The sequence below is a fragment of the Listeria farberi genome (assembly GCF_014229295.1).
Classification (GTDB): Bacteria; Bacillota; Bacilli; order Lactobacillales; family Listeriaceae; genus Listeria; species Listeria farberi.
Genome location: NZ_JAARZL010000009.1, coordinates 1 through 25356, shown reverse-complemented (window position 1 = coordinate 25356; position 25356 = coordinate 1). Strand labels below are relative to the sequence as shown.

27 protein-coding genes and 1 pseudogene are annotated in these 25356 nt (G+C 36.6%); 17 read left to right on the top strand and 11 right to left on the bottom strand.

All coding sequences use genetic code 11. From position 1 onward, the window contains the following. Positions 1 to 64 precede the first annotated feature (64 nt). The 3 genes from HCB38_RS14925 (at position 65) to HCB38_RS14915 (ending at position 3090) form a co-directional block, all read left to right on the top strand. The gene (locus tag HCB38_RS14925) at positions 65 to 1093 is read left to right on the top strand and encodes a reverse transcriptase domain-containing protein (protein WP_185638950.1); all 1029 of its coding nucleotides are present in this window, start codon (positions 65 to 67) and stop codon (positions 1091 to 1093) included. A gap of 213 nt (positions 1094 to 1306) precedes the next feature. Continuing rightward, positions 1307 to 2410 (top strand): ABC transporter permease, encoded by a 1104-nt coding sequence (locus tag HCB38_RS14920; RefSeq protein ID WP_185320059.1) that lies wholly within the window; start codon positions 1307 to 1309, stop codon positions 2408 to 2410. Next, positions 2410 to 3090 carry an ABC transporter ATP-binding protein gene (locus HCB38_RS14915; protein ID WP_003763734.1) on the top strand — a complete coding sequence of 227 codons (681 nt, stop codon included), beginning with the start codon at positions 2410 to 2412 and terminating at the stop codon, positions 3088 to 3090. The genes HCB38_RS14920 and HCB38_RS14915 overlap by 1 nt, the downstream gene beginning before the upstream one ends. A 42-nt stretch (positions 3091 to 3132) precedes the next feature. Here HCB38_RS14915 and HCB38_RS14910 read toward each other — a convergent pair whose 3' ends face one another. Further along, positions 3133 to 3447, bottom strand: coding sequence for a PTS sugar transporter subunit IIB (locus HCB38_RS14910; RefSeq protein WP_003763736.1), 315 nt, complete (start codon positions 3445 to 3447; stop codon positions 3133 to 3135). 244 nt (positions 3448 to 3691) lie between these two features. Between HCB38_RS14910 and HCB38_RS14905 the strand changes: the two genes are divergently transcribed. Next, positions 3692 to 5053 (top strand): aspartate kinase, encoded by a 1362-nt coding sequence (locus HCB38_RS14905; RefSeq protein ID WP_185638948.1) that lies wholly within the window; start codon positions 3692 to 3694, stop codon positions 5051 to 5053. 45 nt (positions 5054 to 5098) lie between these two features. On the opposite strand, the gene HCB38_RS14900 is transcribed toward HCB38_RS14905, so the two are convergent. Further along, positions 5099 to 5494 carry a hypothetical protein gene (locus HCB38_RS14900; protein ID WP_185638957.1) on the bottom strand — a complete coding sequence of 132 codons (396 nt, stop codon included), beginning with the start codon at positions 5492 to 5494 and terminating at the stop codon, positions 5099 to 5101. 81 nt (positions 5495 to 5575) lie between these two features. Continuing rightward, positions 5576 to 6160: a peptidylprolyl isomerase gene (locus HCB38_RS14895; protein WP_003726864.1), complete on the bottom strand. Its 585-nt coding sequence runs from the start codon at positions 6158 to 6160 to the stop codon at positions 5576 to 5578. Positions 6161 to 6391: 231 nt separating this feature from the next. Here HCB38_RS14895 and HCB38_RS14890 point away from each other — a divergent pair, with 231 nt between their 5' ends. The 8 genes from HCB38_RS14890 to mnhG all read left to right on the top strand — a co-directional run bounded on the left by HCB38_RS14890 (position 6392) and on the right by mnhG (position 13937). Next, positions 6392 to 7603 carry a lmo2377 family MFS transporter gene (locus HCB38_RS14890; protein WP_185320062.1) on the top strand — a complete coding sequence of 404 codons (1212 nt, stop codon included), beginning with the start codon at positions 6392 to 6394 and terminating at the stop codon, positions 7601 to 7603. 345 nt (positions 7604 to 7948) lie between these two features. Continuing rightward, positions 7949 to 10357, top strand: coding sequence for a Na+/H+ antiporter subunit A (locus HCB38_RS14885; RefSeq protein ID WP_185638946.1), 2409 nt, complete (start codon positions 7949 to 7951; stop codon positions 10355 to 10357). After that, the gene (locus HCB38_RS14880) at positions 10341 to 10766 is read left to right on the top strand and encodes a Na(+)/H(+) antiporter subunit B (protein WP_077951619.1); all 426 of its coding nucleotides are present in this window, start codon (positions 10341 to 10343) and stop codon (positions 10764 to 10766) included. The genes HCB38_RS14885 and HCB38_RS14880 overlap by 17 nt, the downstream gene beginning before the upstream one ends. Beyond that, complete coding sequence (locus HCB38_RS14875) at positions 10766 to 11113, top strand: Na(+)/H(+) antiporter subunit C (protein ID WP_003722406.1); 348 nt, start codon at positions 10766 to 10768, stop codon at positions 11111 to 11113. The genes HCB38_RS14880 and HCB38_RS14875 overlap by 1 nt, the downstream gene beginning before the upstream one ends. Beyond that, positions 11106 to 12590, top strand: coding sequence for a Na+/H+ antiporter subunit D (locus HCB38_RS14870; RefSeq protein ID WP_185638956.1), 1485 nt, complete (start codon positions 11106 to 11108; stop codon positions 12588 to 12590). Before HCB38_RS14875 ends, HCB38_RS14870 begins: the two co-directional genes overlap by 8 nt. Positions 12591 to 12596: 6 nt before the next feature. Then, positions 12597 to 13076, top strand: coding sequence for a Na+/H+ antiporter subunit E (locus tag HCB38_RS14865; protein WP_185320064.1), 480 nt, complete (start codon positions 12597 to 12599; stop codon positions 13074 to 13076). Further along, on the top strand, positions 13073 to 13360 hold the full coding sequence (locus HCB38_RS14860) for a Na(+)/H(+) antiporter subunit F1 (RefSeq protein WP_003722409.1): 288 nt from the start codon (positions 13073 to 13075) through the stop codon (positions 13358 to 13360). Before HCB38_RS14865 ends, HCB38_RS14860 begins: the two co-directional genes overlap by 4 nt. Next, positions 13344 to 13937 carry a monovalent cation/H(+) antiporter subunit G gene (mnhG, locus tag HCB38_RS14855; RefSeq protein ID WP_185320065.1) on the top strand — a complete coding sequence of 198 codons (594 nt, stop codon included), beginning with the start codon at positions 13344 to 13346 and terminating at the stop codon, positions 13935 to 13937. Before HCB38_RS14860 ends, mnhG begins: the two co-directional genes overlap by 17 nt. Positions 13938 to 13981: 44 nt before the next feature. Here mnhG and menI read toward each other — a convergent pair whose 3' ends face one another. Further along, entirely contained in the window at positions 13982 to 14353 is a 372-nt protein-coding gene (gene menI, locus HCB38_RS14850; protein ID WP_185320066.1) for a 1,4-dihydroxy-2-naphthoyl-CoA hydrolase MenI, read from the bottom strand. Between the two features lie 127 nt (positions 14354 to 14480). On the opposite strand from menI, the gene HCB38_RS14845 reads away from it, so the two are divergent. Together HCB38_RS14845 and HCB38_RS14840 are read left to right on the top strand one after the other, a co-directional pair. Continuing rightward, positions 14481 to 14954 carry a divergent PAP2 family protein gene (locus HCB38_RS14845; RefSeq protein ID WP_003763760.1) on the top strand — a complete coding sequence of 158 codons (474 nt, stop codon included), beginning with the start codon at positions 14481 to 14483 and terminating at the stop codon, positions 14952 to 14954. 112 nt (positions 14955 to 15066) lie between these two features. Further along, a complete protein-coding gene (locus HCB38_RS14840) occupies positions 15067 to 16284 on the top strand; it encodes a chloride channel protein (RefSeq protein ID WP_185608179.1) in 1218 nt (405 codons plus the stop codon). A 26-nt stretch (positions 16285 to 16310) separates the two neighbouring features. On the opposite strand, the gene HCB38_RS14835 is transcribed toward HCB38_RS14840, so the two are convergent. The 4 genes from HCB38_RS14835 to HCB38_RS14820 form a co-directional block, all read right to left on the bottom strand. Next, positions 16311 to 16940 carry a cyclic nucleotide-binding domain-containing protein gene (locus HCB38_RS14835; RefSeq protein WP_185320068.1) on the bottom strand — a complete coding sequence of 210 codons (630 nt, stop codon included), beginning with the start codon at positions 16938 to 16940 and terminating at the stop codon, positions 16311 to 16313. Between the two features lie 137 nt (positions 16941 to 17077). Continuing rightward, positions 17078 to 17896: a YwqG family protein gene (locus HCB38_RS14830; protein ID WP_185320069.1), complete on the bottom strand. Its 819-nt coding sequence runs from the start codon at positions 17894 to 17896 to the stop codon at positions 17078 to 17080. A 40-nt stretch (positions 17897 to 17936) separates the two neighbouring features. After that, the gene (locus HCB38_RS14825) at positions 17937 to 18758 is read right to left on the bottom strand and encodes a YwqG family protein (RefSeq protein ID WP_185620290.1); all 822 of its coding nucleotides are present in this window, start codon (positions 18756 to 18758) and stop codon (positions 17937 to 17939) included. 83 nt (positions 18759 to 18841) lie between these two features. Beyond that, the gene (locus HCB38_RS14820) at positions 18842 to 20053 is read right to left on the bottom strand and encodes an NAD(P)/FAD-dependent oxidoreductase (protein ID WP_185608178.1); all 1212 of its coding nucleotides are present in this window, start codon (positions 20051 to 20053) and stop codon (positions 18842 to 18844) included. Positions 20054 to 20502: 449 nt separating this feature from the next. Here HCB38_RS14820 and HCB38_RS14815 point away from each other — a divergent pair, with 449 nt between their 5' ends. Then, entirely contained in the window at positions 20503 to 21498 is a 996-nt protein-coding gene (locus HCB38_RS14815; protein ID WP_185320072.1) for an NAD(P)/FAD-dependent oxidoreductase, read from the top strand. A gap of 87 nt (positions 21499 to 21585) precedes the next feature. Further along, a complete protein-coding gene (locus HCB38_RS14810) occupies positions 21586 to 22215 on the top strand; it encodes an SDR family oxidoreductase (RefSeq protein ID WP_185320073.1) in 630 nt (209 codons plus the stop codon). 45 nt (positions 22216 to 22260) lie between these two features. On the opposite strand, the gene HCB38_RS14805 is transcribed toward HCB38_RS14810, so the two are convergent. The 3 genes and pseudogenes from HCB38_RS14805 to HCB38_RS15135 form a co-directional block, all read right to left on the bottom strand. Beyond that, entirely contained in the window at positions 22261 to 22494 is a 234-nt protein-coding gene (locus HCB38_RS14805; RefSeq protein WP_003725587.1) for a YuzB family protein, read from the bottom strand. Between the two features lie 21 nt (positions 22495 to 22515). Next, positions 22516 to 22842 (bottom strand): YuzD family protein, encoded by a 327-nt coding sequence (locus tag HCB38_RS14800; RefSeq protein WP_185320075.1) that lies wholly within the window; start codon positions 22840 to 22842, stop codon positions 22516 to 22518. Positions 22843 to 23082: 240 nt separating this feature from the next. Continuing rightward, positions 23083 to 23264, bottom strand: a pseudogene (locus HCB38_RS15135) (hypothetical protein). A 504-nt stretch (positions 23265 to 23768) separates the two neighbouring features. Here HCB38_RS15135 and HCB38_RS14795 point away from each other — a divergent pair. Continuing rightward, positions 23769 to 25356, top strand: a 1588-nt coding sequence (locus HCB38_RS14795) for a MucBP domain-containing protein (protein WP_185638944.1), incomplete at its 3' end; no start/stop codon positions are given.

Genomic DNA, 25356 nt, shown 5'->3' with positions numbered 1-25356 from the left:
GCCTAAGGTGCGCTTCGCGAGGCTTTCAGAAGGTACTCATCACTTTTTTATTTAGGAGAAAAATATGCTTAGCATTCACGAACACATTAAGGATAGACTAGAAATATCTATTGAAGATTTAGTGAAAGTAATCAAAAGTGAAAAATTAAATAATGTATGCACATATAATTTGTCTAAAAAAGGAAAAGAAAGGCAAGTAGTTGAAGTTGATAAAGATACAACTCTCTATTATGTTCAAACCATCTTATTAAAATTTTTTTCGTCTATAAACCACTTTCCTGAATATGTTTTTGGATTCCAAAAACATAAATCTTACTATAAATTTTTAGATATGCATACTACTGGCAATGATGAAACTTACTTTTTAAAATTAGATATACAAAACTTTTTCACATCTTTAGAAGCTGAAAAACTGCTAACCAATTTAGTAGCTCAATTTGAACAAGTCACAGCTAACCAACCTATAGTCAAAGAACTCCTTTATGCTGCATTAACTTATAACAATAAAATACCTCAAGGATTTAAAACTTCACCGTTTCTTTCTAATTATTATTTTTTTATTGCTGACTTAAGGATTAAAAAATATTGTGACAAATTAAACATCAAATATAGTAGGTACGCAGATGATATGATTTTCTCTTCTTATTTCAAAAAAAACATCTATTCTAACCGCACAATAAAAGCATTTGAAATAATCTTATTTGATTTTAATTTAAAACTAAATAAATCTAAAACTAAGCTCAGTAAAAAAGAACTTTGTTTAAATGGTTATGTGGTTTCTAATGAAGTTAAATTAAGTATGAATAAATTAAAAGAACTAAAAAGAATTCTTTTTATTATTGAGCAAAATAAACAAAAACAAACAAAAGATTTATTAATATCTATAAATAATCATACCTACCTTCATTCTTCAAGAAAAAAAAACACCCGATATTTTAGTGAAGAATATTTAAAAAATTATTTAAGTGGCTACAGATCATTCTTACTCTCATTTATAAAAGAAAATACACACCAAAAAAAATGGAGAGAAATATCTAAAAAAATAATTTTAAGAATAGAGAAAGCTTTATTAATTTTATATGATTTGCAATGAGTAGTTAACTTGAATAAATCGATTTAATGCCTCTTACTATTATTTTTAATTTATGAACTTTCTTTCAGTTCACTCTAAATTATTGCTAACCAAACTAAATTAGTTTGGTTTCTTTTTTTAGGAAATTGAATATAGCTTTGGTATACTATTCTGTGGAAAGTGAAATAGTGTTCATTTTCCGTTTACATAAATTTAAAGGGGTTGGTATAACCGATGTTTTTAGGGCTTCGTGAATTAGTTTATTCTAAGTTGCGCTATATTTTAGTAACAGGCATCATGGTCTTAATTATGTTACTATCACTTATTTTATCTGGGCTGGCAAATGGGCTTGCTTATGATAATGCTTCATCTGTCGCAGATAACGGGGTTCCATATTATGTTCTCAGCAAAGACGCCCAAGACAAATTATCTAGATCTCAGTTCCCAGAATCCAAACTCGCTGATGTGAAAAAAGATGCGAACGTGAAAGACGCTGCGGTTCTAGGACAATCTATGCAAACATTAAAACGGGAAAGTGACGATAAAAAGTTTAGTGTAGCACTTTTCGGTATTCAACCAGATAGCTTTCTCGCTCCAAAAATTTCTGATGGAGCTAACATACAAGTGACAAAGCCTGACGAAATCGTCGTCGATTCTTCTTTGAAATCAGACGGAATCAAAATTGGCGATGTTTTAATGGATGATATTTTAAATCGAGAATTAACGGTTGTCGGCTTTACGGAAAATCAAAAGTACAGCCATGCTCCAGTTGTTTATATTAATATCGCAACTTGGCAAGAGATCAACCCTGTTTTATATCACCAAAAAATCCCGCAAACAAGTACGATTGCGATTAAAACAGATAATCCAGATAAAGGTGTGACTCTTTCAGATAAAGATTTAACGACGATTGATCATAAAGGGTTTTTAAATCAAATTCCAGGTTATTCCGCGGAACAAATGACGCTTAACATGATGATTTTCTTCCTAATCATTATTGGTGGATTTATTTTAACAGCATTCTTCTATGTCATGACGCTTCAAAAAACAACGCAATTTGGTATTTTGAAAGCACTTGGAACGAAAACGAGTTACTTAGTTAAGAGCATTATTACTCAAGTGGTGATTATTTCGATTATTAGTATTTTAATTAGTGTCGGTGTAACGCTAATTTTACCAAGCATTATGCCAGCAGCTATGCCGTTTAGATTGAGCCCAATGACTATCGCGCTTTATAGTGGCTTGTTCTTCCTAGTTGCCCTATTTGGCGCACTTCTATCACTTAGACGAATCGCTAAAGTAGACGCATTAGATGCTATTCGAGGAGGTGATGAATAATGGAAACTCTATTATCTTTTGAAAATGTATACAAAGACTATCCTTCTGGCCCTTCAATTATTCATGCACTGAAGGAAACAAATTTCGAAGCGAAAAAAGGAGAATTGATTGCCATCGTTGGTCCAAGTGGTTCTGGGAAAAGTACGCTACTTTCTCTTGCCGGAGCGCTATTAACACCAACTGGCGGAACGATCTCCATAAACGGAAAATCTGTCGGAAACTTATCTTCTAAAGAACAAACGGCTCTTCGTTTAGAAGAAATTGGCTTTATTTTCCAAGCAGCTCACTTGGTTCCTTATTTACACGTCAAGGACCAAATAAGCTTTATTGGAAAAATGGCTGGGAAAAGTGCGGCGGAATTGGAAAAAGATACTGCTTCCCTTCTAAGCCAACTTGGAATTAGCGATCGCGCGAATTTCTATCCAAAAGATTTATCTGGCGGGCAAAAGCAACGTGTCGCTATTGCGCGAGCTCTGATCAACCAACCTTCCGTTATTTTAGCCGATGAACCAACTGCAAGTCTTGACACAGAAAGAAGTCGTGAAGTTGTCGAGCTCATCCGAAACGAGGTTGTGCAAACGAGTCGGACTGCGATTATGGTAACACATGATGAGCGTATGCTAGATTTAGTCAACCATGTGTATCGTATGGAAGACGGAATACTTACCCAAGAAAGCTAAAAAACCTGCGTGGCCTAACTGCCACACAGGTTTTTTTACTGTTTATTTTTGGAACCCATCAATTAAATCTAATGCTTGGCCTAGTACTTTTTCACCGTTCATTGTACCATAAGCTGCCATGTCGATAACATCTACTGGAATTTTCCCAGCAGCTAATTCATCCACTGTTTTTTTCTGATAACGCACTTGTGGTCCTAAAAGTACTACATCTGCATCATCAATTAAGTTACTTACTTCAGCAATGGAGTATGCTTCGATTTCACAAGTTTCTCCACGATCTTCAGCTGCTTTACGCATTTTTGTTACTAAAAGGCTTGTTGACATCCCTGCCGCACATACTAAAACAATATTTTTCATCGTAATCTTTCCTTTCAGATTAAGGCTGCTTTTTTTGTACACTCTTATTATAACTACCTTCACCATTTTAAACAAGTAAACTACTGGACCCGAGAGAAAATAATTAAAAATACGAAAAACCATTGCGATTTCACGTAAAAAGAGCGATAATAGACAATAACTTTATCCGAAAGCTCAGAAAATTTTGCATCATCCAAAAACAACACTTTCGGGAGATAAAAAATTCAGATCAGGAGTGTGTTGCATGAAAGTAATTAAATTTGGCGGAAGCTCTTTAGCATCGGGGATCCAATTAAATAAGGTTTTCCAACTTGTAGCGGAGGATCCTGATAGGAAAATCGTTGTTGTTTCTGCACCAGGTAAACGTTTCAAGGAAGATACAAAAGTGACTGACCTACTTATTGATTGCGCGGCAAAGGCACTTCTCGGCGAAGATACAAGCGAACTATTTGAGGCTGTCATTGCGAGATATGCTGGCATTGCCCTTGATACAGGAATGGATGACGCGATTATCACACAAATTCGCGCTGACTTACAAAAGACTATTTCGTCTGATAAAAGCGATCCTGATAAATTTTTAGATCGAATGAAGGCTAGTGGAGAAGACAATAATGCGAAATTAATCGCTGCTTATTTTAAATTCAAAGGCTTAAACGCCAACTATGTTAATCCAAAAGATGCCGGGTTATTTGTGACGGATGAACATGCTAGTGCTCAAGTTCTTCCTGAGTCTTATGACCGTTTATTTGCGCTTCGAGAGCGAGAAGGTATCATTGTTTTTCCGGGATTTTTCGGTTATACGAAAGACGGTGAAATTAGCACGTTTTCTAGAAGTGGCTCTGATATTACTGGAGCGATTGTCGCAAACGGGGCTCAAGCGGAGTTATACGAAAACTTTACTGATGTTGATGCAGTGTATGCGGTCAATCCCGCTATTGTGAAAAATCCGAAGAAAGTTCTTGAACTGACTTACCGGGAAATGCGTGAGCTTTCATATGCTGGCTTCTCTGTTTTTCATGATGAAGCGCTGATTCCGGCGTTCCATGCTGGTATTCCTGTGCATATTAAAAACACAAACAATCCTGATTCTTGTGGTACACGTGTCGTTCATGAACGCGAAAATAATAATGGTCCTGTCGTTGGTATTGCTAGTGATGATGGCTTTTGCAGTATTTATATTAGTAAATATTTGATGAACCGGGAAATTGGCTTTGGACGGAAAGTATTGCAAATTTTAGAAGATGCTGGGTTAAATTACGAACATATGCCGTCTGGGATTGATGATTTAACGATTATTATTCGTGAAAATCAGTTTGGTGAGGATACAGAGCGGACGATTATGACGCGGTTAAAAGAAGAATTAAATGCTGACCAAGTAATTATGCAACATGGTATCTCCCTGATTATGGTCGTTGGTGAAGCTATGCGCCATAATGTTGGAATAACTTCGCGTGCTTCGAAAGCTTTATCCGACGCGAAAGTGAATATTGAAATGATTAATCAAGGTTCCTCTGAGGTGAGCATTATGTTTGGTGTGAAGGAAGAACAAGAAGATACGGCCGTTCGCGCACTATACAATGAATTCTTTTCAGAAGTCTTAGTCTAAAAAAAACAAGTTTTTCATCCTTATCGATGAGAAACTTGTTTTTTGTTATTTAGTCACTTCTTTTAATTGATAGTCTTTGGCAATTACGTCAATAATATAATCATAAGTACTAACGCGGTAATGCTTAAAATCTTGAACGTTATAATCACTTCTTATTTTCACTCGTTCATGGATTAAATCAGAATGCTCGATTATTTCAAAATTACTCTGACTTGTTAACCAACTCGTACTCCATTTGCTTTTTTCGTAGGTGTCGAGTTCGGTGGATGAGTAGAAAATAAGTCCGTTAAAAATCATATTTAGGAGTGTGCTTTTTTCTTCAAGGTCAACTTCTATGGATAGCGTGAGTTGGTTGTTTTTTTGGTGCAAGCTGGTGAGCCATATTTTATCTCTGCCGTATACTAGTTGATTGTTAATTTTTATTGGAGATGAAATTTCTATGTTTTTCACGACTCCTATCTGTATTTATTCTTCCACTTTCTGAAAAGAGCACTTTCCAAAATAGAAAGTGCTCTTCATTCATTATTTAATATTAATCTTCTCAATCACAACATCATTCACTGGTTTGTCTTGCATGCCAGTTGGTAGGTTGGCGATTTCGTCTACTACGTCCATGCCTTCGATTACATGACCGAAAACTGTGTGGCGGCCGTCTAACCACGGGGTTCCACCTTGTTTGTAAGCTTCGATAATTTCTACTGGGAAGCCAGCTTGTTCCATTTGGCCAAGCATATCAGCAGGCATATCTGGTTTTTGAACGATGAAGAATTGGCTGCCGTTTGTGTTTGGACCAGCGTTTGCCATTGATAGAGCTCCGCGTAGGTTGAAAGCTTCTGTAGAGAATTCATCTTCAAAAGATTCGCCCCAAATACTTTCGCCACCAGTACCGCGGCCATCTGGATCTCCACCTTGGATCATGAATTCAGGAATAACACGGTGGAAAATAAGACCATCATAGTAGCCGTTTTTGGAATGTGTAACAAAATTTTCTACTGTTTTTGGAGCGATTTCAGGGAACAATTTGATGCGGATAGTTCCTCGGTTTGTAATCATTTCTGCTTCGATTTCATTAGGTGCCACTTCTTTTGATAATTGTGGGTAAGTCATATTGTAAAAACTCCTTCTTTTGTTTGAATTTATTGTTTACTAACGTAGCCAAATAATAAGTAAATTAACAACGACAGCAATCAGATACAGTACTAGTATAACAGCTGAAACCCAAATGACAATTTTTTTAACCAAAAAGGCACATCCTTCACTTTATTTTTCATTCACTATCTTTTATTCTATAATGAAAAGGACAGTTTTAACAATAATACGAATAGAGATGATTTTTTTATGACAACTCGAACACGGAATTTATACATCTTAATGCTGGCAAACTTATTGATGTCGGCCAGTATGACAATGATTATGCCTTTTTTATCTCTTTATATTGAAACATTTGGTGATTATAGCAATGCTTACGTGCAAAGGTGGGCTGGTTATATTTTTGGCGTAACATTTTTAGTTGCCTTTATCTTTTCGCCGATCTGGGGTCGAATTGGTGATAAGCACGGTTATAAAGGGATTTTGATTCTGACATCGGTTGGTTTATCGATTTGTATTTTTCTGATGGGATTTGCGCATTCTGTCACTTACTTGCTGATTTTACGAATTTTCATGGGGATTGTAACTGGTTTTATTGGTGTAAGTAATGCCTTTATTGCAAGGCAAACTCCTCGTAATGAAGCCGGAAAAATTCTCGGCACATTGCAACTTGGAGGTGTGACTGGCATGCTGTTTGGCCCACTGATTGGTGGTGCGATGGCGGATTTATTTGGTTTTAAAGACACTTTTACCATTACTGGGATTGCAATGATGGTAGCGGCCCTACTTGTTGCTTTTGGTGTAAAGGAAATTCGAACAGACGAACAAAAAGAAGCTGCCAAAGTAGTCTATTCTCGTCGTGCAGTGTTAAAACAAATTTTTACGCTCCGAGTACTTTTCACTGTGATGGTTATTACTGCTCTTATTCAAATAGCGAATTTTAGTGTACAACCGCTTCTCGCACTGTATGTAGGAGATATGACAAAATCGGATAATATTGCGTTTTTATCTGGATTAGCGTTTTCTGCAACGGGGTTCGGGAACTTGGTGATGACGCGAAAATGGGGACAGCTTGGTGATAAATATGGATATGAGAAAATTTTAAATATCCTATTGATCATGGCAGCGGTTTTCGTTATTCCGCAAGCATTCGCGACGAATCTTTGGGTCTTTATCTTCTTCCGCTTTTTATTCGGTATTGCAATTGGTGGAATGGTGCCATGTACGACAGCTTATATTCGGCTTGCGGCGCCCGGAGTTATGCAAGGAGAAATGCTTGGATATAATCAGAGTGCTCGCTTCTTAGGAAATGTTATTGGACCTATTCTTGGTGGAACACTTGCTGGTTTTACTGGGATTCCAAGTGTTTTCTTATTTATGAGTTTTATGTTCCTCGTAGCATTTTTCATTTTACTTTATGCGCTTCACTCCGACCGAAAACGGCATGTGAACGTCGATTAATCTTTACAAACCTAAGATTTTTTCTTAGGTTTGTTTTTGTTGTTCTTCCTATTTAATTGTTTTTTAATTTACGTAAATTGATTTATAAAGTTAAGTTTCCTGCCTTTTTTTCAGATAAAAAAGTATGTTATAATAAAAAATATAAAAAGTACGGCGTTTATTTCGGTACTTCGTGAATAGTAAGGTTGTTGAAATTTGATGAGTTAGCACGATTTTCTAAAATTTTCGTTATAACTATGTTTCATTAAATGTAAGTACTTGCTTAAAAAAGTAATGATTTCCTGTTCTTATTTCACATTTCCAGGATGAGTTTCCGTATAAAAATTCTTCGAGGAGGAGCCGATATTGTCATTTCTTCATCTAGCAATTGTTCTGCCATTTATTGTGGCACTCTTAATCCCACTTATTTACAGGTGGACGAAACAAGTTCATACTGGCTGGTTAGTACTTCCGATTCCAGTGATTTTGTTTATTTACTTCTTAACATTTATTCCCAAAACGATGGACGGGGCAACGATTGTTTCCATGCCTTGGATCCCGCGACTTGGGATTAATTTTACAGTAGTAGTAGATGGGCTTAGTTTACTATTTGCACTACTTATTACTGGAATTGGTTCACTCGTTACATTTTACTCTATTTATTATTTAGGGAAAAAGAAAGAACGACTTAGCAATTTCTATACATTTTTATTTATTTTTATGACGGCAATGCTTGGGGTTGTCTTGAGTGATAACTTGATTGTGCTTTATCTTTTCTGGGAATTAACTTCGATTAGTTCATTTTTATTGATTGGGTACTGGTATCATCGTGAGCGTTCACGGTATGGCGCTCGTAAATCGATGATGATTACAGTCTTCGGTGGATTAATGATGCTCGGCGGATTTATTTTGCTTCATATTATGAGCGATTCTTTCTCCATTCGCGAGATTATTAGTAACGCGGATGTGATTAGTAATAATAGTTTATTCATTCCCGCGATGATTCTTGTGTTGCTCGGGGCATTTACGAAATCTGCGCAAGTCCCATTTCATATTTGGCTACCTGACGCAATGGAAGCACCTACTCCGGTTAGTGCCTATCTCCACTCTGCTACGATGGTCAAAGCAGGGATTTATATTGTAGCTCGCTTTACGCCTCTATTCGCAAGTTCGGGTGTCTGGTTTTGGACGGTATCACTCGTTGGGATTACGACGCTTTTCTGGGGTTCACTAAATGCCACAAAGAAAAACGATTTAAAAGCGATTTTGGCTTACTCGACAATTAGTCAACTTGGACTTATTATGTCACTTCTCGGTGTGGGAGCGGCCTCGCTTCACTTTGACACGCTAAGTGATGATATTTATGTGATGGCGATTGTAGCGGCCGTGTTCCACTTATTTAATCATGCGACATTTAAAGGTAGCTTATTTATGATGGTTGGGATTGTCGACCACGAAACTGGCACGCGCGATATTAGACGACTTGGCGGTTTAATGCGAATTATGCCTATTACAGCGACGATAGCGTTTATTGGAACATTCGCGATGGCCGGGATTCCACCGTTTAATGGATTTTTAAGTAAAGAAATGTTTTTTGAAAGTATGGTAAATATTACGCAGTTACAATTGTTTGATGCAAGTACTTGGGGTGTTCTTTTTCCTGTTGTAGCTTGGGTTGCGAGTGTATTTACGTTTGTTTATAGCATGATTATTTTCTTCAAAACATTTACTGGAAAAGTAAAACCTTACTTACTGCCGAAAAAACCACATGAAGCTCCGTTTGGACTCCTTTTACCTCCGATTATTTTATCCATTTTTGTGGTTGGAATTGGACTGTTTCCTAATATAATTGCAGAGCCGATTTTGGAGCCTGCTGTAAGAGCAATTGTTCCAGGGCTTACTACTGATTTTTCGATTCATATTGGTTTGTGGCATGGCTTTACACCCGCTTTACTAATGACGTTCGGCGTTGTTGCTGTTGGTATCGGGTTGTTCCTTACACATAAATATTGGAAACCTTGGATTACTACTCGGGTTCCAAAAGCACTTCGAATTGGAAAAACGTATGATAATGGGATGTATTATTTAGAACAAGGTTCCTACCGAATGACGATGTTTATTATGACTGGTTGGCTTAGGACTTACTTGAATTACATGTTATCCGCTTTTATTTTAATGATGGCTTCGGTCATGATTTTTACAAAAGCGCTTGATTTCAATTTTTCGAGTATGACGAAAGTGACGGTTGTTGATTTTGTTTTAGCGGCGGTTATTTTAGTGACGTTGGTTGGGATTGTCTTTTCCAAGTCGCGGATTACTTCAATTATTTTACTGGGAGCAATGGGATACACAATTAGTATTTTCTTTGTTATTTCAAGAGCTCCTGACCTTGCTTTGACGCAGCTTATTATTGAAACTATTTCAGTTGTGCTTTATCTACTTGTATTCTATCACCTTCCTCAGTTTAGTAATATTGAGGAAAAGCCGAAATGGTTATCAATGAAAACCTTTTTAAGTATCGGGGTTGGTGTGATTATCACACTGGTTTCCCTTTCAGCGTATAATACAACTTTTTATGATTCGATTTCGAAATACTATGTCGATAATGCATACGTGGAAGCGGCAGGACGAAATATTGTTAATGTTATCTTAGTTGATTTTCGTGGTTTTGATACGATGTTCGAAACAGCCGTACTATCTATTGCGGCGATTGGTATTTACGCGATGATTAAATTACGACTGACGAAACGAGGTGAGCATGATGAAAACGAATGACGTTCTACTGAGAAATGTAACGAAAGTAGTAGCTTTCATTATTTTCTTATTCTCACTCCATTTATTCTTTGCAGGACATTATAATCCTGGTGGCGGTTTTGTGGCCGGGCTTACAACAGCAGGTGCAATTACATTAACATTACTTGCTTATGATACAAAAACCGTGGCTAGTATGCTTAATATCAATACGATTATGCTTACTGGGATTGGTCTTGTTTTTGCTTTAGGTACAGGAATGATTGGGATTTTCACGGGCGATCCTTTCTTAACACATAAATTTGGTCATGTTGATTTGCCTATTTTAGGAGATACTGCATTACACACGGCGACATTGTTTGACCTTGGTGTTTACTTAGTTGTTGTCGGTGTAACACTTACGATAATTCAAACGATTGGGGAGAGTGACTAATGGAACTATTAATGTCTATATTAATTGGCTTGATTTTTGCAGCTGCGGTCTACTTAATTCTCTCTAAAAGTTTGCTACGGATTATCATTGGAACAGCCGTTTTAAGTCACGGCGTCAATTTGCTTGTACTTACGATGGGAGGCCTTAAAAAAGGCCGTGTGCCAATTCTTGGTACACCGGGAGCTGGAACATACAATGATCCGCTTCCACAAGCACTTATTTTGACTGCGATTGTTATAAGCTTTGGTGTAACTGCCTTTTTCCTTGTTCTTGCTTATAGAGCGTATCAGGAGCTTGATAGCGAGAGTGTATCCAAGACGAGAGGACATGAAGCCGATGATGAATAATTTAATTTTAATGCCGATATTGATTCCATTCCTTGGCGCAATTACGCTAATGCTACTTCCAAAACGAGTCGTCGTCCAACGGATATTTGCCCTTATTTTTAGTGGCATCTTAGTTGTGGCAACACTTGGACTTGTATTTTATATTCATGAAAATGGTATTACAACTGTGAACATTGGTAACTGGGCGGCTCCTTTTGGGATTACGATGGTTGGCGATATGCTTGCCGTCTTGCTTACGGCAACAACGAGTATAGTGTTATTCTGCGTGATTCTTTATTCTTTTTATACGATAGGAAAACCACGTGAGAAATTTCTTTATTATCCAGCGATTCTTTTTATGATTGTCGGGGTTAATGGTTCATTTTTAACTGGTGATATTTTTAATATGTTTGTGTTTTTCGAAGTTATGTTGATGGCGTCTTATGTGCTACTGGTTATTGGTGGGACACAAGTTCAATTAAAAGCAACGATAAAATACTTACTGATTAATGTGGTCGGTTCTGGATTTTTCGTTGTGGCAATTGCGCTACTTTATTCGATGATTGGAACGCTTAACATGGCGGATATTTCGCAAAAAATTACGGACTTAAATGGTGCGAATACTGGAATGATTAGCGTTGTCGCTGTTCTGTTCTTATTTGTATTTGGACTGAAAGCAGGTCTATTCCCGCTTTACTTTTGGCTTCCCGGTTCATATTTTGCTCCACCTATTCCGGTACTTGCTTTGTTCGGGGGACTTCTTACAAAGGTTGGAGTTTATGCGATTATTCGGACGTACACACTATTTTTCAGTTCGTTAACAGATTTTGTGGTTCCGCTACTTGGAATACTCGCGATTGTGACAATTATTCTTGGTGTTATTGGGGCCATTAGTTACTATGATATGAAAACGATTGTGATTTACAACATTATGATTGCGATTGGTGTCATACTATTTAGTGTTTCGATTATGACACGCGAATCGATGACTGGTGCAGTGTTTTACTTGATTCACGATATGATTATCAAAGCCGTCCTCTTCCTCATTGTTGGAATTGTAATGGCAATTACAGGATACTCTAGTGTAAAAAAATTCAGCGGATTAATGAGCGTGAAGCCTTCGCTTGGTTGGATTTTCTTTATTGCTACATTAGGTCTTTCAGGAATTCCACCTCTTAGCGGATTTATAGGAAAACTTTTGATAGTCGAAGGTGCTTTCTCTGCTGGTCAAATAGTTGGAGGTATCATCATTTTATTATCCAGTTTATTCGTCCTCATGTCTTTAATCAAAGTCTTTACGAGAGGCTTTTGGGGCGAGAAAAAAGGCGTGTTTAATTTACAAATCCCCTATAAAAAAATGCTCGTACCAGTAGTTATTCTTCTTACGATTTCAATTGGTTATGGTGTGTTTAGTAACGCAATTTATCCGTTTATTGAACAGGCGGTTGACCCTCTTGTTGACCCTTCTGTTTATATACAAGCGGTGATAAAGGAGTGATAAAAGATGGCTTTTCAACTTATTCTTAATATAATACTTGCTTGTTTATGGATGTTTCTTGAGTCATCGTTTAGTTTTGCGACATTTATCATCGGTTTTATTATTGGGATATTTTTGCTCTTATTTATGCGACGCTTTCTCGGATCAAGATTTTACATTTTTAGGTTGTTCGCTCTTGTCAAATTAGTTTTCCGATTCTTACATGATTTAATTGTCTCCACAGTTCATGTAAGTCGGATTGTTTTGAAAAAAGATATGAATATTCGACCAGGGATTTTCAGATACGATACAACGCTTGAAACAGACTGGGAAGTAACTATGCTTGCGTTACTAATTACTTTAACCCCTGGTACACTTTCGATTGATATTTCGGATGATTATAAAGCAATCTATGTTCATTCTCTTCATGTACCTAATATTGAAGAGGAAATTGCGACGATTCGTAAGTCTTATGAAGGTGCGATTATGGAGGTGTTCCACGGATGATTATTCAAATCGCTTTATCCATTGGTTTACTACTCTATTCAATTTCAACTTTCTTGTATCTTTATCGTATTTTAAAAGGACCAACCACTTCTGACAAAGTAGTGGCGCTGGATTCTATTGGAATGAACTTAGTTGCCATCGTGGCCCTACTTTCAATGTTTTATGATACACACGCCTTTTTGGATGTTATTTTACTTATTGCGCTTCTTGCATTTATCGGAACAGTCTCTTTTGCCAAATTTATTGAGAAAGGGAAGGTGATTGACCGTGAACGTGATAATTGAGATTATTATTTCTATTATGATTTTAATCGGTGGCCTGCTTAGTATTTTGGCGGCAATTGGCGTTATCAGACTACCGGATGTCTATACAAGAACACATGCCGCTGGAATTAGTAATACTTTTGGAGTTAGTTTGCTTCTTTTTGCTACGGTTGGTTATTTTTTCCACTCAGGTGAAGGTTTTAATGCGCGAGTACTTCTGGCAGTACTGTTTATTTTCTTAACAACGCCAGTAGCTTCTCATCTTATTAACCGGGCTGCCTATGATACCGGGGTTCCGCTAGCTATTCGAATTCGTGACCAATTACGTTCGGTGAAAAAAGACGACATCAAGAAAAAGAAAAGCCTTATTATTCGCCAAGAACAAATTGAAAAAGCGCGACAAGAACGGGAAGAATTGGAAGAACGAATGGAATGGGAACGACGCGAAGAAAAAATCGATGAGCGTGAAGATCAAGAAGAACAAGAACGCGAACGCGAGGAACAAACGATTGAAGAGCAGTCCGACGATTCTGAGCATGAAATCATTGAACAAGATGAAAGTGAAACTGACTCAGATGAAGATAAGACTGATAAATAAAACAAGCATGGCAAGAGTTCATTAGTTGATCTCTGCCATGCTTTTTATTTTCGTTTCTTTTTAACAGCAATTGTACATCTGCTTATACATATTAATTTATCGGTCTCATCAATAATTTTAATTTCCCAGACTTGAGTACTTTTGCCGAGATGGACTGCTTTTGCGGTAGCGGTTACTATGCCTTCTTGCTTTGATGCTAGATGGTTAGCATTAATTTCTAAACCAAATACAATTTCATCTGGTTCTATTGATTTAGCAGCACCAATACTAGCTGCATGTTCCGCCAAAACAACAGAAACCCCGCCATGCAAATAGCCAAATGGTTGATGGACTTTTTCTGTTACTTCTAATTGAACAACGGCTTTTCCTTTTTCTACTGAAACAATTTCAATACCTATAGTTTCTTGAAGTCCCATATGTTCCCTTCTCTCCGAATTTGATTTATACTTTATTATATAAGAGTTAGAAGAAAAATTCTAGAATAGGTTTTTAATAAGCTCATTGTGGTAAAATAAAAATAGACTTTTTGACAGGAGAGATTTGATGTCGATATTTACGAATACACCATTAATTGCATCTATTATTGCGATAGTGTTTGCCCAAGTGGTCAAAGTGCCGATTCATATTTTAGTTTACCGGAAATTTAATCTCGGGCTCATGTTTTCCACTGGTGGTATGCCTAGCTCTCACTCGGCTGCGGTTACTGCACTTATGACAACACTCGCAATTGAATACGGGCTAGATTCACCTTATTTCGCGATTGCTGTTGTATTTGGCATTATCGTAATGTTCGATGCGACTGGCGTTAGAAGACAAGCTGGTGAACAAGCAGTTGTTTTAAACAAATTAGTGACTGATTTCCAAGACTTCGTGGAGCATGCAAAAGGGCTCGCAGCACCTGAACAAGAAGAAAAAACGAAGCACTTAAAAGAATTACTTGGTCATAAACCAATGGAAGTTTTCTTTGGAGCTTTGACCGGGATTGCGATTGGATTTATTTTAGAAATATTTATGTAAATAAAAAGCTGACTTATTGTAGTCAGCTTTTTTTGTTAGTTGTTTGTTTATAGCTTTATGTTAAAGGGAAAATTATGATATTAATGGATTTTTACAAAAGGGGCTGACTTCGGTGAAAAAGGTAACACTCATTTTCGGCATTTATACTTTTATTCTCGGAATCATAGTGGGGATTATTGCCGCTTTATTTTTAGCAATGGTTCATTTTGCAACGACTTTTTTATGGGATTATCTTCCCAATCAATTTGATTTTTCATGGTACTATCCTCTACTAATTGGCTTGATCGGTAGTTTTTTTGTAGGAATGGTTCAGCTGAAATTTGGTGACTATCCGCGGTCGATGCATGACAATGTTGCTGAGGCGAAGAAAACTGGTCGGATGGAGTATCGCAAAGTTCTGCTTCCTACGATACTTAGCGCTTGGATTATTTTAACATTTGGGGCGAGTGTTGGTCCGGAAGCCGCTTTAATTGGTATTGTAGGTGGTGCCACAACTTGGATTATTGACCATTTAAAATTATCTATGGCGCATAAAGAAGAACTTGTTAGTTTGAGTGTTGGCGCGATTATTTCCAGTATTTTCCATGCGCCATTTAGTGGGCTTGCTGAGGAAATTGATGACAGTAGTCAAGCGAAGAAAATTCCTAAAAACTCTAAATTAGTTTTATCGCTTCTTATTTCTTTTAGCGCACTCGGGTCCTTTCTCTGGCTCAAGTCGTTTTTACAAATGCCAGCGAGTATTTTTGCGATTCGTTTGCCTGATATGGGTTGGTCTTGGTGGTTTATTTTACTTTTTATTCCTACAATTATTCTCGGATGGCTCTTTAGTATTTATTTTCAGCAATTGCAAGTCTATATCGCGCAAGCTGCTTCTTTTATAAAAAACAGAATGATTAGAGCGATTATCGGTGGATTGAGCATTGGTTTATTTGGGATTATTTCCTCGTTTATGTTATTTTCCGGCGAACATCAGCTGATTGAATTGACTACAACTGTTCAAAATTATTCGATTCCCTTTTTACTTATTATCGCCTTGTTAAAACCTGTTTTGGTCGCGATTTGTTTAGCTACTGGTTGGAATGGCGGGGCTATTTTCCCGGCGATTTTCACTAGTACGATTATGGGGTACATAGCAACATTTTGGATGGATGGATCGACTGGTTTCTTAATCACTATTTTTGTTACTGCAAGTTGTACAAAAATCATTGGAAAACCGGTTCTAACTGCATCTATTTTATTATTTATATTCCCACTTCAATTCTTTCCATTTATTTTATTAACTGCATTTATAGTGAATAAAAATTGGTTAGTTAACTTTAAAAAAGCATAAAAAACTAAAGATTTCTCCTTAGTTTTTTATGCTGCTTTTTTTATATAGAATCTTCCTTTTATCTCTTTTAATACTTTCTTATTCAGGAGAAGTATTATCTTTTCGTTTAATTGTTTGCGAGAAATTTTGCCATATTTCGCCATTTTTATTTTATTAATGTATCTAGGTATTTGTTGGTAGCCATTCTCACTTTCAATTTCCAATTTGTCGCATAGGTACTGGAGGGCATAGACTATTCTTTCTTCTGCGGACAAATCATACTTAATTAATTCATTATAAAGGTTCTTATTATTTATTAACGTTTCTTCTAAAAGCCATTCCATATAAGAAGGCTTATTGGTAGCATAGTTTAAGAAATATTCCCTATCAATAAAAATTAAGGAGACATCTGTATCACAAACTAATCTTAATTCATTTTCTCCGCTAATTTTGGCAACTTGTTGGTTAATTATATCCCCATTAGAAAAAAAATGAAGTATCTGGAATTTTTTATTTTCTACATGAAGAATTCCATTTGTGATAATAATAAATTCATCTTGAAAAGTTTCACTATCAATTTTCTTGTTTTTAGAAAGTTTTTCAAAGCGAACCCATTTATCTTGTAATTTATATTTATCTAATTCTCGGATCATTTCTTTTACTTTTTCGTTAAACAAATGTATCTCCTCCTACTAGTTTTACTTAGTTTAGCAGGATTAGAGATAAGACTTATGTGGAAATTACACACTATTTCAATATCTTTATATAGATTTTATTACAGTGAAAATATCTATATTCAAAGAATGGTACTTATTTAGGAGCAATCCCAGTTATACATAATATTAGAAAAGTCCCGATTGATTAAATCTTGTTTATTAATAAAGAAATTCGCAACACCGCAGTCGCCCCACATAATCGCCATTCTATTTTCATCAAAATCTTCGGATGCTAATTGGAACAAAAGTGTGTCGTGATGGGGATTTTCTGCATACATACGCGGATCTTCTTGCGTGAAGAATGGATACCCGCCGAGCTGACTGCCCTCATTTGCTAGGTTGTATAACTCATCAGCTTTATCTTCCTCATCAGCAAAAATCTGATCAGCTAACTCATAAAAATTATTACCAAACTCATTTTCAAAATCAAAGCTATCTTGTAGCAAAATTTGATCCGATACTTGACCAGTTATTTTAAATTCTCCATTTACAACCGGATAAAAATCTGTTTTCGCTACATGTTCAAAAAACGCATCTTGCTCTTCGGCAGTTAGGCTCTCACTTCCTAAGTCATCAAAGAAAAACACCCGAAAACCTTCCTGGCTCGTCGGATTTTCAAAATTAAGTCCGTAAAAATCATCTTGATAATCTACATAAAAAGCGAGCAATCCAAATTCTGGATAATTTTCCATTTGTGGCATTTCTGAAAAATTGATTTGTGCCAAAAGAGAAAGCGGCTTTCCTTCTTCCGTTACAGGATAACCTTGTTCTTTCGGCAAGTATCCGCGACCACCAGCCTTGCTTTGAAGTAATGATAGTGTACCAGCTTCTTTAAAATGTATTTCCATGCGCTCTTTTTCTGTTTCCAAAAAGCGTTCGGCCCATTCACTTGGGAGTATATCAAAAAGTTCTTCCATGACGTACCTTCTTTCTTTTTTTATAATCTAGCACGATTCTTTAACAATCCCAGTTAAAAATAACATTGGAAAAATCCCGATTAATTAAATCCTGTTTATTAATAAAGAAGTTTCCGACGCCACTCATACCCCACATTATATCTATTTCACAACCTGGCTCTTCACTATACTCGCTATCTAATTGAAACAGCAATGTGTCGTGATACGAATTTTCCGTACGTATTCGCGGATCTTCTTGGGTGAAGAACGGAAAACCACCAATTTGACTACTATGTGTTGCAAGGTTAAATAGCTCTTTTGCTTTATCTTCATCATCACCAAAAATTTGCCCTATGATGTCATAAAAATTACTACCAAATTCCTTTTCAAACTCTAGACTATCATTCATCAAAAGTTCTTTCGTTACTCGACCAGTTAGTTTATACTCCCCTTCGACAACAGTATAAAGGTCTGATTTATCAACACCTTCAAAATAAACAGCTTGTTCTTCTGCAGTCATGCTCTCTCTATCTAAATTCTCAAAGAAAAACACACGAAAACCATGTTGTTCTGTCTGATCATCAAAATTAAGACCGTATAAATCATCATGGTAATCAACATAAAAAGCAAGTATTCCTGATTTTGGGTAATTCTCTATTTGCGGCATTTCCGCAAAATTTATTTGCGCTAAAAAGAAAAGCGGTTCTCCTTCTTCATTCACTGGATAGTCTTGTTCTTTCGGTAAATATCCTCGTCCACCAACCTTGCTTTCTACTAAAGAAATCACGTCTTCATTTTTAAAGCTTAACTCAATACGTTCTTTCATTGTTTTTGAAAATTTTTCTGCCCATTTACTTGGAAGTATCTCAAAAAGTTGTTTCATGAACTTACCTTCTTTCATTTTCCCTTCATTATAACATAACAAAAAAGCAATATCTGTTAGTGCAGATATTGCTTTTAGAGGTTTTATTTATAGAATTTAAACTTACCTTTACTAGCAAGGACGCCTGAACCACCAATTAGTAATAGCGCACGGTCATCAATAACTTTTTTCATAACGGAAGCTGGGTAGCCTTTTAGGTTTTTGCCGAAAACAACACCGATCGCGTCGTTATCACCTAGTGAGCAAACTGTTCCTTTTTCATGATAAACAAAGTCTTGTAGATCTGTTTCGCCTTTAACTAATTTAGCTAAGTTCACTGCAGCCACATCTGCTTGTTGCATTGCAATTTGAGCAGTTGGCGGGAATGGACGGTCGTTTGCAGGGTTGATGATTAGTGAACAGTCACCAACAATTAAAATTTCTTCGTTACCAGGAACGGTTAAATTGTTGTTTACTTTCACACGACCACGGCCAGCTTCAAAACCAGATGCTTCAATAACACTATTACCACGAACTCCGGCAGCCCAAATAATTGTCGCTGCTTTAATTTCACGCACTTCTGTTTCACTTTCTGCATATTTAACGCCATCAGCTGTAGCTTCTTTGACTGGTTTACCAACATGGAATTCTACGCCGCGATCTTCAAGTACACCAACACCATAATCAACGAGTTTCGCATCAAATTGTGGTAATACTTTTGGAGCTGCTTCCATGCAATAAATACGCACTTTTTCGCGTGGCACATCGTACTCTTTTACTAGTTCTGGAATACGATTAGTTAATTCCCCAAGAAACTCAATTCCAGTAAAGCCAGCGCCACCAACGATAATTGTTAATAATTCATCGCGTGGATCTGTTTTCCATTTAGCAAATTGCGCTTCAATATGCGCACGAATTTTTTTAACGGATTCTACACTTGTAATAGTGAATGCATATTCTTTCAAACCACTGATGCCAAATGTTTCTGCTTCTGACCCAAGAGCAATTAATAAATAGTCATAGCTGATATCGCCATTTGCATCTAATGTGACAGTTTTTTCGTCTTTATTAATTTTTACTACAGTATCTTGAATAAATGTCGTTTTCGTATTGTTTACAACTTTATCAAGTGGATACATTAGTTTTTCTGGTTCAATTGTTCCAGCTGCTGCCTCGTGTAACCAAGTCGTTTCATGGTGATAGTCATTCTTATTCACTAGAACGATGTCGGCTTCCAAGTTTCTTTGTTGTAACTTGCGTAAAGTTTTTAGTCCCCCGTATCCTGCTCCGAGAATGACAATTTTTGGTTTACTCATTTGTTATCACATCTACTTTCCCTTATATTTTTCTTCACAAAAAAAATTGCATTAAGAATTTCTTACTGCACCTATGTAGATTGCGCTAAAAATCTACTGTAAACAATGAAAAAAGTGAAAATGGTAAGTACCAATATATTCCCTCTTTCATAGCTTACAAACTATATCATAGACTTTTTAACTTTCATTTTCAAGAAAGCGAACTCAAGGGTTTAAGCTTCTTTGGAGCATGGTTAGAGTGGTATACGATTTTTTTCACAATAAAGCTTTGAGACGACTTGGTTTTCTTAAAAATCTTTTATTTGATTCGCAATTGGTCTAGTTCATTTTTTTCATATTATAATGAAGATAATCCCGTAAACATTCTTTTTCAAAAATATATGCTAAAATATGCTTATTGCAACTTTAGCGATTTCATAAGGAGATTAGTAACTAGGGGGTGATGTATTTTGGATGAAAAAACAAAAATTTATGATATCACAATCATTGGTGGCGGACCGGTTGGGCTATTTGCTGCTTTTTATGCCGGAATGCGCAGTGCGAGTGTGAAAATAATAGAAAGTTTACCACAATTAGGTGGACAGCTTTCAACGCTTTATCCTGAGAAGTATATTTATGATATTCCGGGCTACCCTGCTGTACGCGCACAGGAACTTGTTAACAATTTGATTCAGCAAATGAAACCATTTAATCCGACAATTGCGCTAGAAGAAGCAGTACAAAGTGTTGACAAGCAAGTTGACGGTACATTTGAAATCATCACGAAGAAAGATACACATTATAGTAAAGCGGTCATTATTACTGCTGGAAACGGCGCATTTGAGCCAAGACGCTTAGACATCCCAGAAGTAGAACAATATGAAGGAACAAATATTCATTATTTCATTAATGATCTTAGTCGTTTTTCCGGTCGTCGAGTTGCTGTTTGCGGTGGCGGGGATTCTGCGGTTGATTGGGCACTCATGCTTGAAAAAGTCGCAAGTTCAGTCGCAATTGTTCATCGCCGTAATGCGTTCCGTGCACACGAACATAGCGTGAATAATTTAGAAAAATCTTCTATTGCCATCAAAACACCATTTATCCCAACCGAAGTACTCGGTAACGGAGATAAATTAACGCATATTACTTTGCAAGAAGTCAAAGGTGACACTACGGAAACACTTGAAATTGACGATTTCATCATTAACTACGGTTTTGTTTCTTCGCTTGGTCCGATTAAAAATTGGGGGCTAGAACTAGAACGCAATTCGATTATCGTTAATTCCAAAATGGAAACAAGCATACCAGGTATTTACTGCGCAGGTGATATTTGCACTTACGACGGCAAAGTAAAACTAATTGCGACCGGATTTGGAGAAGCTCCAACTGCTGTAAATAACGCGATGAATTTTATTGATCCAAAAACACGCGTACAACCAATGCACTCCACATCTTTATTCGAATAATAACAGAAACCACGAGGTAACTTGTGGTTTTATTTTTTACTCACCGGGAAAAGTTCTTTGTAGATATTTTTTAGGAGGAGATTAGCAATGAATGTACTCGTAATTGGCGCAAATGGTAAAATTGGTCGTCTTTTAGTAGAAAAGCTTGCCATGGAAAAAGGCTTTTTTGTCCGAGCAATGGTTAGAAAAGCCGAACAAGTAAGCGCACTTGAAAAACTTGGTGCAAAGCCAATTATCGCCGATTTAAAAAAAGATTTTCACTATGCCTATGATGAGATTGAAGCGGTTATTTTCACAGCTGGCTCCGGGGGTCATACGCCTGCTTCCGAAACGATTAACATTGATCAAAACGGAGCGATTAAGGCAATCGAGACCGCCAAAGAAAAAGGTGTACGACGTTTTATCATTGTTAGCTCTTATGGCGCCGACAACCCGGAAAACGGTCCTGAATCCCTCGTTCATTATTTAAAAGCCAAACAAGCAGCTGATGAAGCGCTAAAAAGAAGTGGGCTTGATTACACAATTGTCCGCCCTGTAGGCCTCTCTGATGATCCTGCCATTGGCAAAATCGCTGAAGTTTCCGAAAAACCTAAAACAAATATTCCACGAGCTGATGTTGCAGATTTTATTAGTGAAGCTTTATCCGAGAAATCTAGTTTCTATAAAACCTATACTATCGAAAGCGGCGACACCCCAATTAAGCATTTTTTTAACTAATAAAAAGCGATGAGTCCGATTATGAGCTCATCGCTTTCTTCTATATTAAAACGGATTCTCTTCCAAAAATGTATATATATTCGCAACTAATTCCTCTGCTGTTTCTCCGCGAACCACTTCCCCGTCCACTAAAGCAAACAAACTTGTCGCGCATAAATCACAATATGTCAGACAATCATATTCAATCACGTCTAAACTATCATCCGCATCTAATTTTGCAAACGCCGCATCTGCCCCGCTCGCCAAATTATTGACGCAAAATTCCACAATCGGATTCATTTCCACTTGCCTCCTAGCCTATTACATTGTTGCTAAGTATCCACGGTCAGTCATCACTTGATAAATATCTTTCAACCGAGGATTGCCTTCCGCAATAATTTCACCATCAACCACAATGACAGGGTACATATAATCTTCCTCGACAATTTTATTCGCCATATCCGCTAAACCAGTTTCATTTGGCGGATTAAAAATATCCACATACTCTACCACAAACGGCTGCCCAGAAAATTTTCGACCAATAGCTGCTCGAAGCCATTCCTCTGTTTCCTTCGAGGATGGCGCTCCGACACAACTCGCACAAATAGTCGTTGAACCATAAACATATAATTTTGCTTCATTTACCATCACGCTTCACCTCACTATTATTGTACAAAAACCTACCAAAAAAAGCGACTAAGCTGTTTCACGAAGCATAACTATTAAATTTTATGAATTTTTATAAAGATATGAATTGACACAAATTTACAGATATATTATAATATTTCCAATACATTGCTAATCTTTAAAGCAGTAGTGTATTAATATGATAAACTATCTCTAGGTTGTACCCGTGATTTCACGGTCAACATATAAGTAACACTCCCTTTAACAATTGGGCGCGCAACCCAATTGTCTTTCAACCTTACCAGTTGAAAGAGCACGTTCCTTTCTGAGCCTTAGGAACGTGTTTTTGTTTGGGCCGTTTGAGCAAAGCGAATTACGGACCAAATATGCATGCGAGTGAAACGAGCATGTAATCCTTCCCGTAAAGTGCGCCCTCCACTCAAAAATTTCCTTCCCATTAAAATCCATCCACCATCCAATTGAAACCCTCTATCCCATTCGGCCCGTTCGAAGCAAAGCAAGTTATAGGCCAAATATACATTCACGTAAAGCGTGTGTCTGCCATACAAACAAAATCATCATCTAAAATAGTCGATTTTTTAATATTTTCAGAACAATACAAACACCATTCCTCATTTATATATTATATATATTGCAAATACCCTTTTCATTTCCCTCTATAACAAGAAAAAACCTACATATGCCTATGTTTTCTTCCTATAACACGCCTCAATACAAATATGACAATTTTTTGAATCCCATTATACTTGAAGAAAATTCTATCCAAAAGCCATTTTATCTAAATAATTTCTCTGATACAATAACATTGCTTTGAGACGTATTCGATTGAAACTACAACATTTTTGACAATTTTTATACTAAATTAGTCAATTTTGAAGAACAATTAATTATAAATACGTCCAAAAAATAAGGAGGAAATTAAATATATGCATAAATTAATTAAAATAATGTTAGTTTTATTTTTAACGACAACCGTATTTTTACCATTTAGTAATGTACGGGCAGCTTCAACAGATGTGGTAAACATACCAGATCCTTATTTAAATGAAGGTCTTAAAAGCATCGTAGGAAATCCATTCTTAACCGAATTGACTGAAGCGAATCTTGAAACCATTAGCGTCGCTGATATCTCTTATATGAATGGAGTACCTGGGTATGCTGTAACTGGTTTAATTAGGGATTTAACCGGCCTTGAAAAAGCGGTCAATATGACCAAATTATATCTTTCCAATCAAACACAAATTACAAATTTAAATCAGATTAAAGATTTACCTAAACTGAAAAAAATCGTTGGTGTTACTACTGGATTGAATGACATTAAAGCTCTTGGCGAAATGCCAGCACTAGAAGAAGTAGAATTAGGTGGAGATTATATTACTGATTTCACTCCATTACTTGAAAAAGACAATTTAAAATCATTTTCTTATAATTCATATGCTTGGCTAAATCCAGCATATCACCAAATCGATAATGAAGAATTTAAAAAATTTGCAAACCTTAAATCACTCGAGAACTTAGATGTAACTTGGAATAATATTACCGATTTATCAGCATTAACTGCAAATGATCATATTACAAACTTAAATCTAAGTTACAATAAGTTCACTAATGTAGCTCCAATTGCTACAATGAAAGAACTTAAAGTCCTTTATTTAAACAATAACAACCTAACTTCCATTGACTCATTAAATACACTAAGAGGATTAACTATTGCTTACGCTGATAATAATAACATTACTGACTTAAGTAATTTAAAAGACTTTTTTGAAGGCATGGATGTCATTGGGGATTATAAAGGCTTACAAGTTAACAATCAAACTATCACACTTCCAACTATCAATATCAAAGAAGGCGCAACAGCTATTTCAAATAATCCTACTTTGGATATTGACGGCGAAAAAATGCCTGTTTCTAGCATTTCTGATAATGGAACAGTATCCGCTGATAATAAGACTGTTTCTTTTTCTAACTTACCAGTTGGAAATAAGACTGTCACTTATAAAGCAACATTCACAGCAACTTCTGCTAAAGGAGTACCACTTAGCTATTCCATTAAAGTATCACAACCAATTCATGTATCTGCACAATCCGATTCAACTGTAAGCGTATTTTACAAAGATGAAAGTGGCAATGAACTAGCGCCAAGTGAAACAATTTCAGGTCAATCAGGCGAAGATTACCAAACAACAGAAAAAACAATTACAAACTACACTTTAAAAGAAATCGTGGGCCAAGCTTCTGGACAATTTGGCGACACCGATACCACCGTCACTTATGTTTATGAAAAAGCTGACGGCGCTCCTGTTACCGTTAAATATGTGGATGGCGACGGTAACGAATTAGCTACTTCTGACACACTTAACGGAAAAATCGACGCTCCTTACCAATCTACAGCTAAAAGCATCGCAGGTTGGACAGTTAAAACTACTCCGGCCAATGCTTCAGGCGTATTCACGAGCACGAACCAAACCGTCACTTATGTTTACGAAAAAGCTGACGGCGCTCCTGTTACTG

Excerpts from the sequence above, each read along its gene's own strand:
- HCB38_RS14925 (WP_185638950.1), top strand. The coding sequence starts at position 65 with ATGCTTAGCATTCACGAACACATTAAGGATAGACTAGAAATATCTATT.
- HCB38_RS14920 (WP_185320059.1), top strand. The coding sequence starts at position 1,307 with ATGTTTTTAGGGCTTCGTGAATTAGTTTATTCTAAGTTGCGCTATATT.
- HCB38_RS14915 (WP_003763734.1), top strand. The coding sequence starts at position 2,410 with ATGGAAACTCTATTATCTTTTGAAAATGTATACAAAGACTATCCTTCT.
- HCB38_RS14910 (WP_003763736.1), bottom strand. The coding sequence starts at position 3,447 with ATGAAAAATATTGTTTTAGTATGTGCGGCAGGGATGTCAACAAGCCTT.
- HCB38_RS14905 (WP_185638948.1), top strand. The coding sequence starts at position 3,692 with ATGAAAGTAATTAAATTTGGCGGAAGCTCTTTAGCATCGGGGATCCAA.
- HCB38_RS14895 (WP_003726864.1), bottom strand. The coding sequence starts at position 6,160 with ATGACTTACCCACAATTATCAAAAGAAGTGGCACCTAATGAAATCGAA.
- HCB38_RS14890 (WP_185320062.1), top strand. The coding sequence starts at position 6,392 with ATGACAACTCGAACACGGAATTTATACATCTTAATGCTGGCAAACTTA.
- HCB38_RS14880 (WP_077951619.1), top strand. The coding sequence starts at position 10,341 with ATGATGAAAACGAATGACGTTCTACTGAGAAATGTAACGAAAGTAGTA.
- HCB38_RS14875 (WP_003722406.1), top strand. The coding sequence starts at position 10,766 with ATGGAACTATTAATGTCTATATTAATTGGCTTGATTTTTGCAGCTGCG.
- HCB38_RS14870 (WP_185638956.1), top strand. The coding sequence starts at position 11,106 with ATGAATAATTTAATTTTAATGCCGATATTGATTCCATTCCTTGGCGCA.
- HCB38_RS14865 (WP_185320064.1), top strand. The coding sequence starts at position 12,597 with ATGGCTTTTCAACTTATTCTTAATATAATACTTGCTTGTTTATGGATG.
- HCB38_RS14860 (WP_003722409.1), top strand. The coding sequence starts at position 13,073 with ATGATTATTCAAATCGCTTTATCCATTGGTTTACTACTCTATTCAATT.
- menI (WP_185320066.1), bottom strand. The coding sequence starts at position 14,353 with ATGGGACTTCAAGAAACTATAGGTATTGAAATTGTTTCAGTAGAAAAA.
- HCB38_RS14845 (WP_003763760.1), top strand. The coding sequence starts at position 14,481 with ATGTCGATATTTACGAATACACCATTAATTGCATCTATTATTGCGATA.
- HCB38_RS14830 (WP_185320069.1), bottom strand. The coding sequence starts at position 17,896 with ATGGAAGAACTTTTTGATATACTCCCAAGTGAATGGGCCGAACGCTTT.
- HCB38_RS14825 (WP_185620290.1), bottom strand. The coding sequence starts at position 18,758 with ATGAAACAACTTTTTGAGATACTTCCAAGTAAATGGGCAGAAAAATTT.
- HCB38_RS14820 (WP_185608178.1), bottom strand. The coding sequence starts at position 20,053 with ATGAGTAAACCAAAAATTGTCATTCTCGGAGCAGGATACGGGGGACTA.
- HCB38_RS14810 (WP_185320073.1), top strand. The coding sequence starts at position 21,586 with ATGAATGTACTCGTAATTGGCGCAAATGGTAAAATTGGTCGTCTTTTA.
- HCB38_RS14805 (WP_003725587.1), bottom strand. The coding sequence starts at position 22,494 with ATGAATCCGATTGTGGAATTTTGCGTCAATAATTTGGCGAGCGGGGCA.
- HCB38_RS14800 (WP_185320075.1), bottom strand. The coding sequence starts at position 22,842 with ATGGTAAATGAAGCAAAATTATATGTTTATGGTTCAACGACTATTTGT.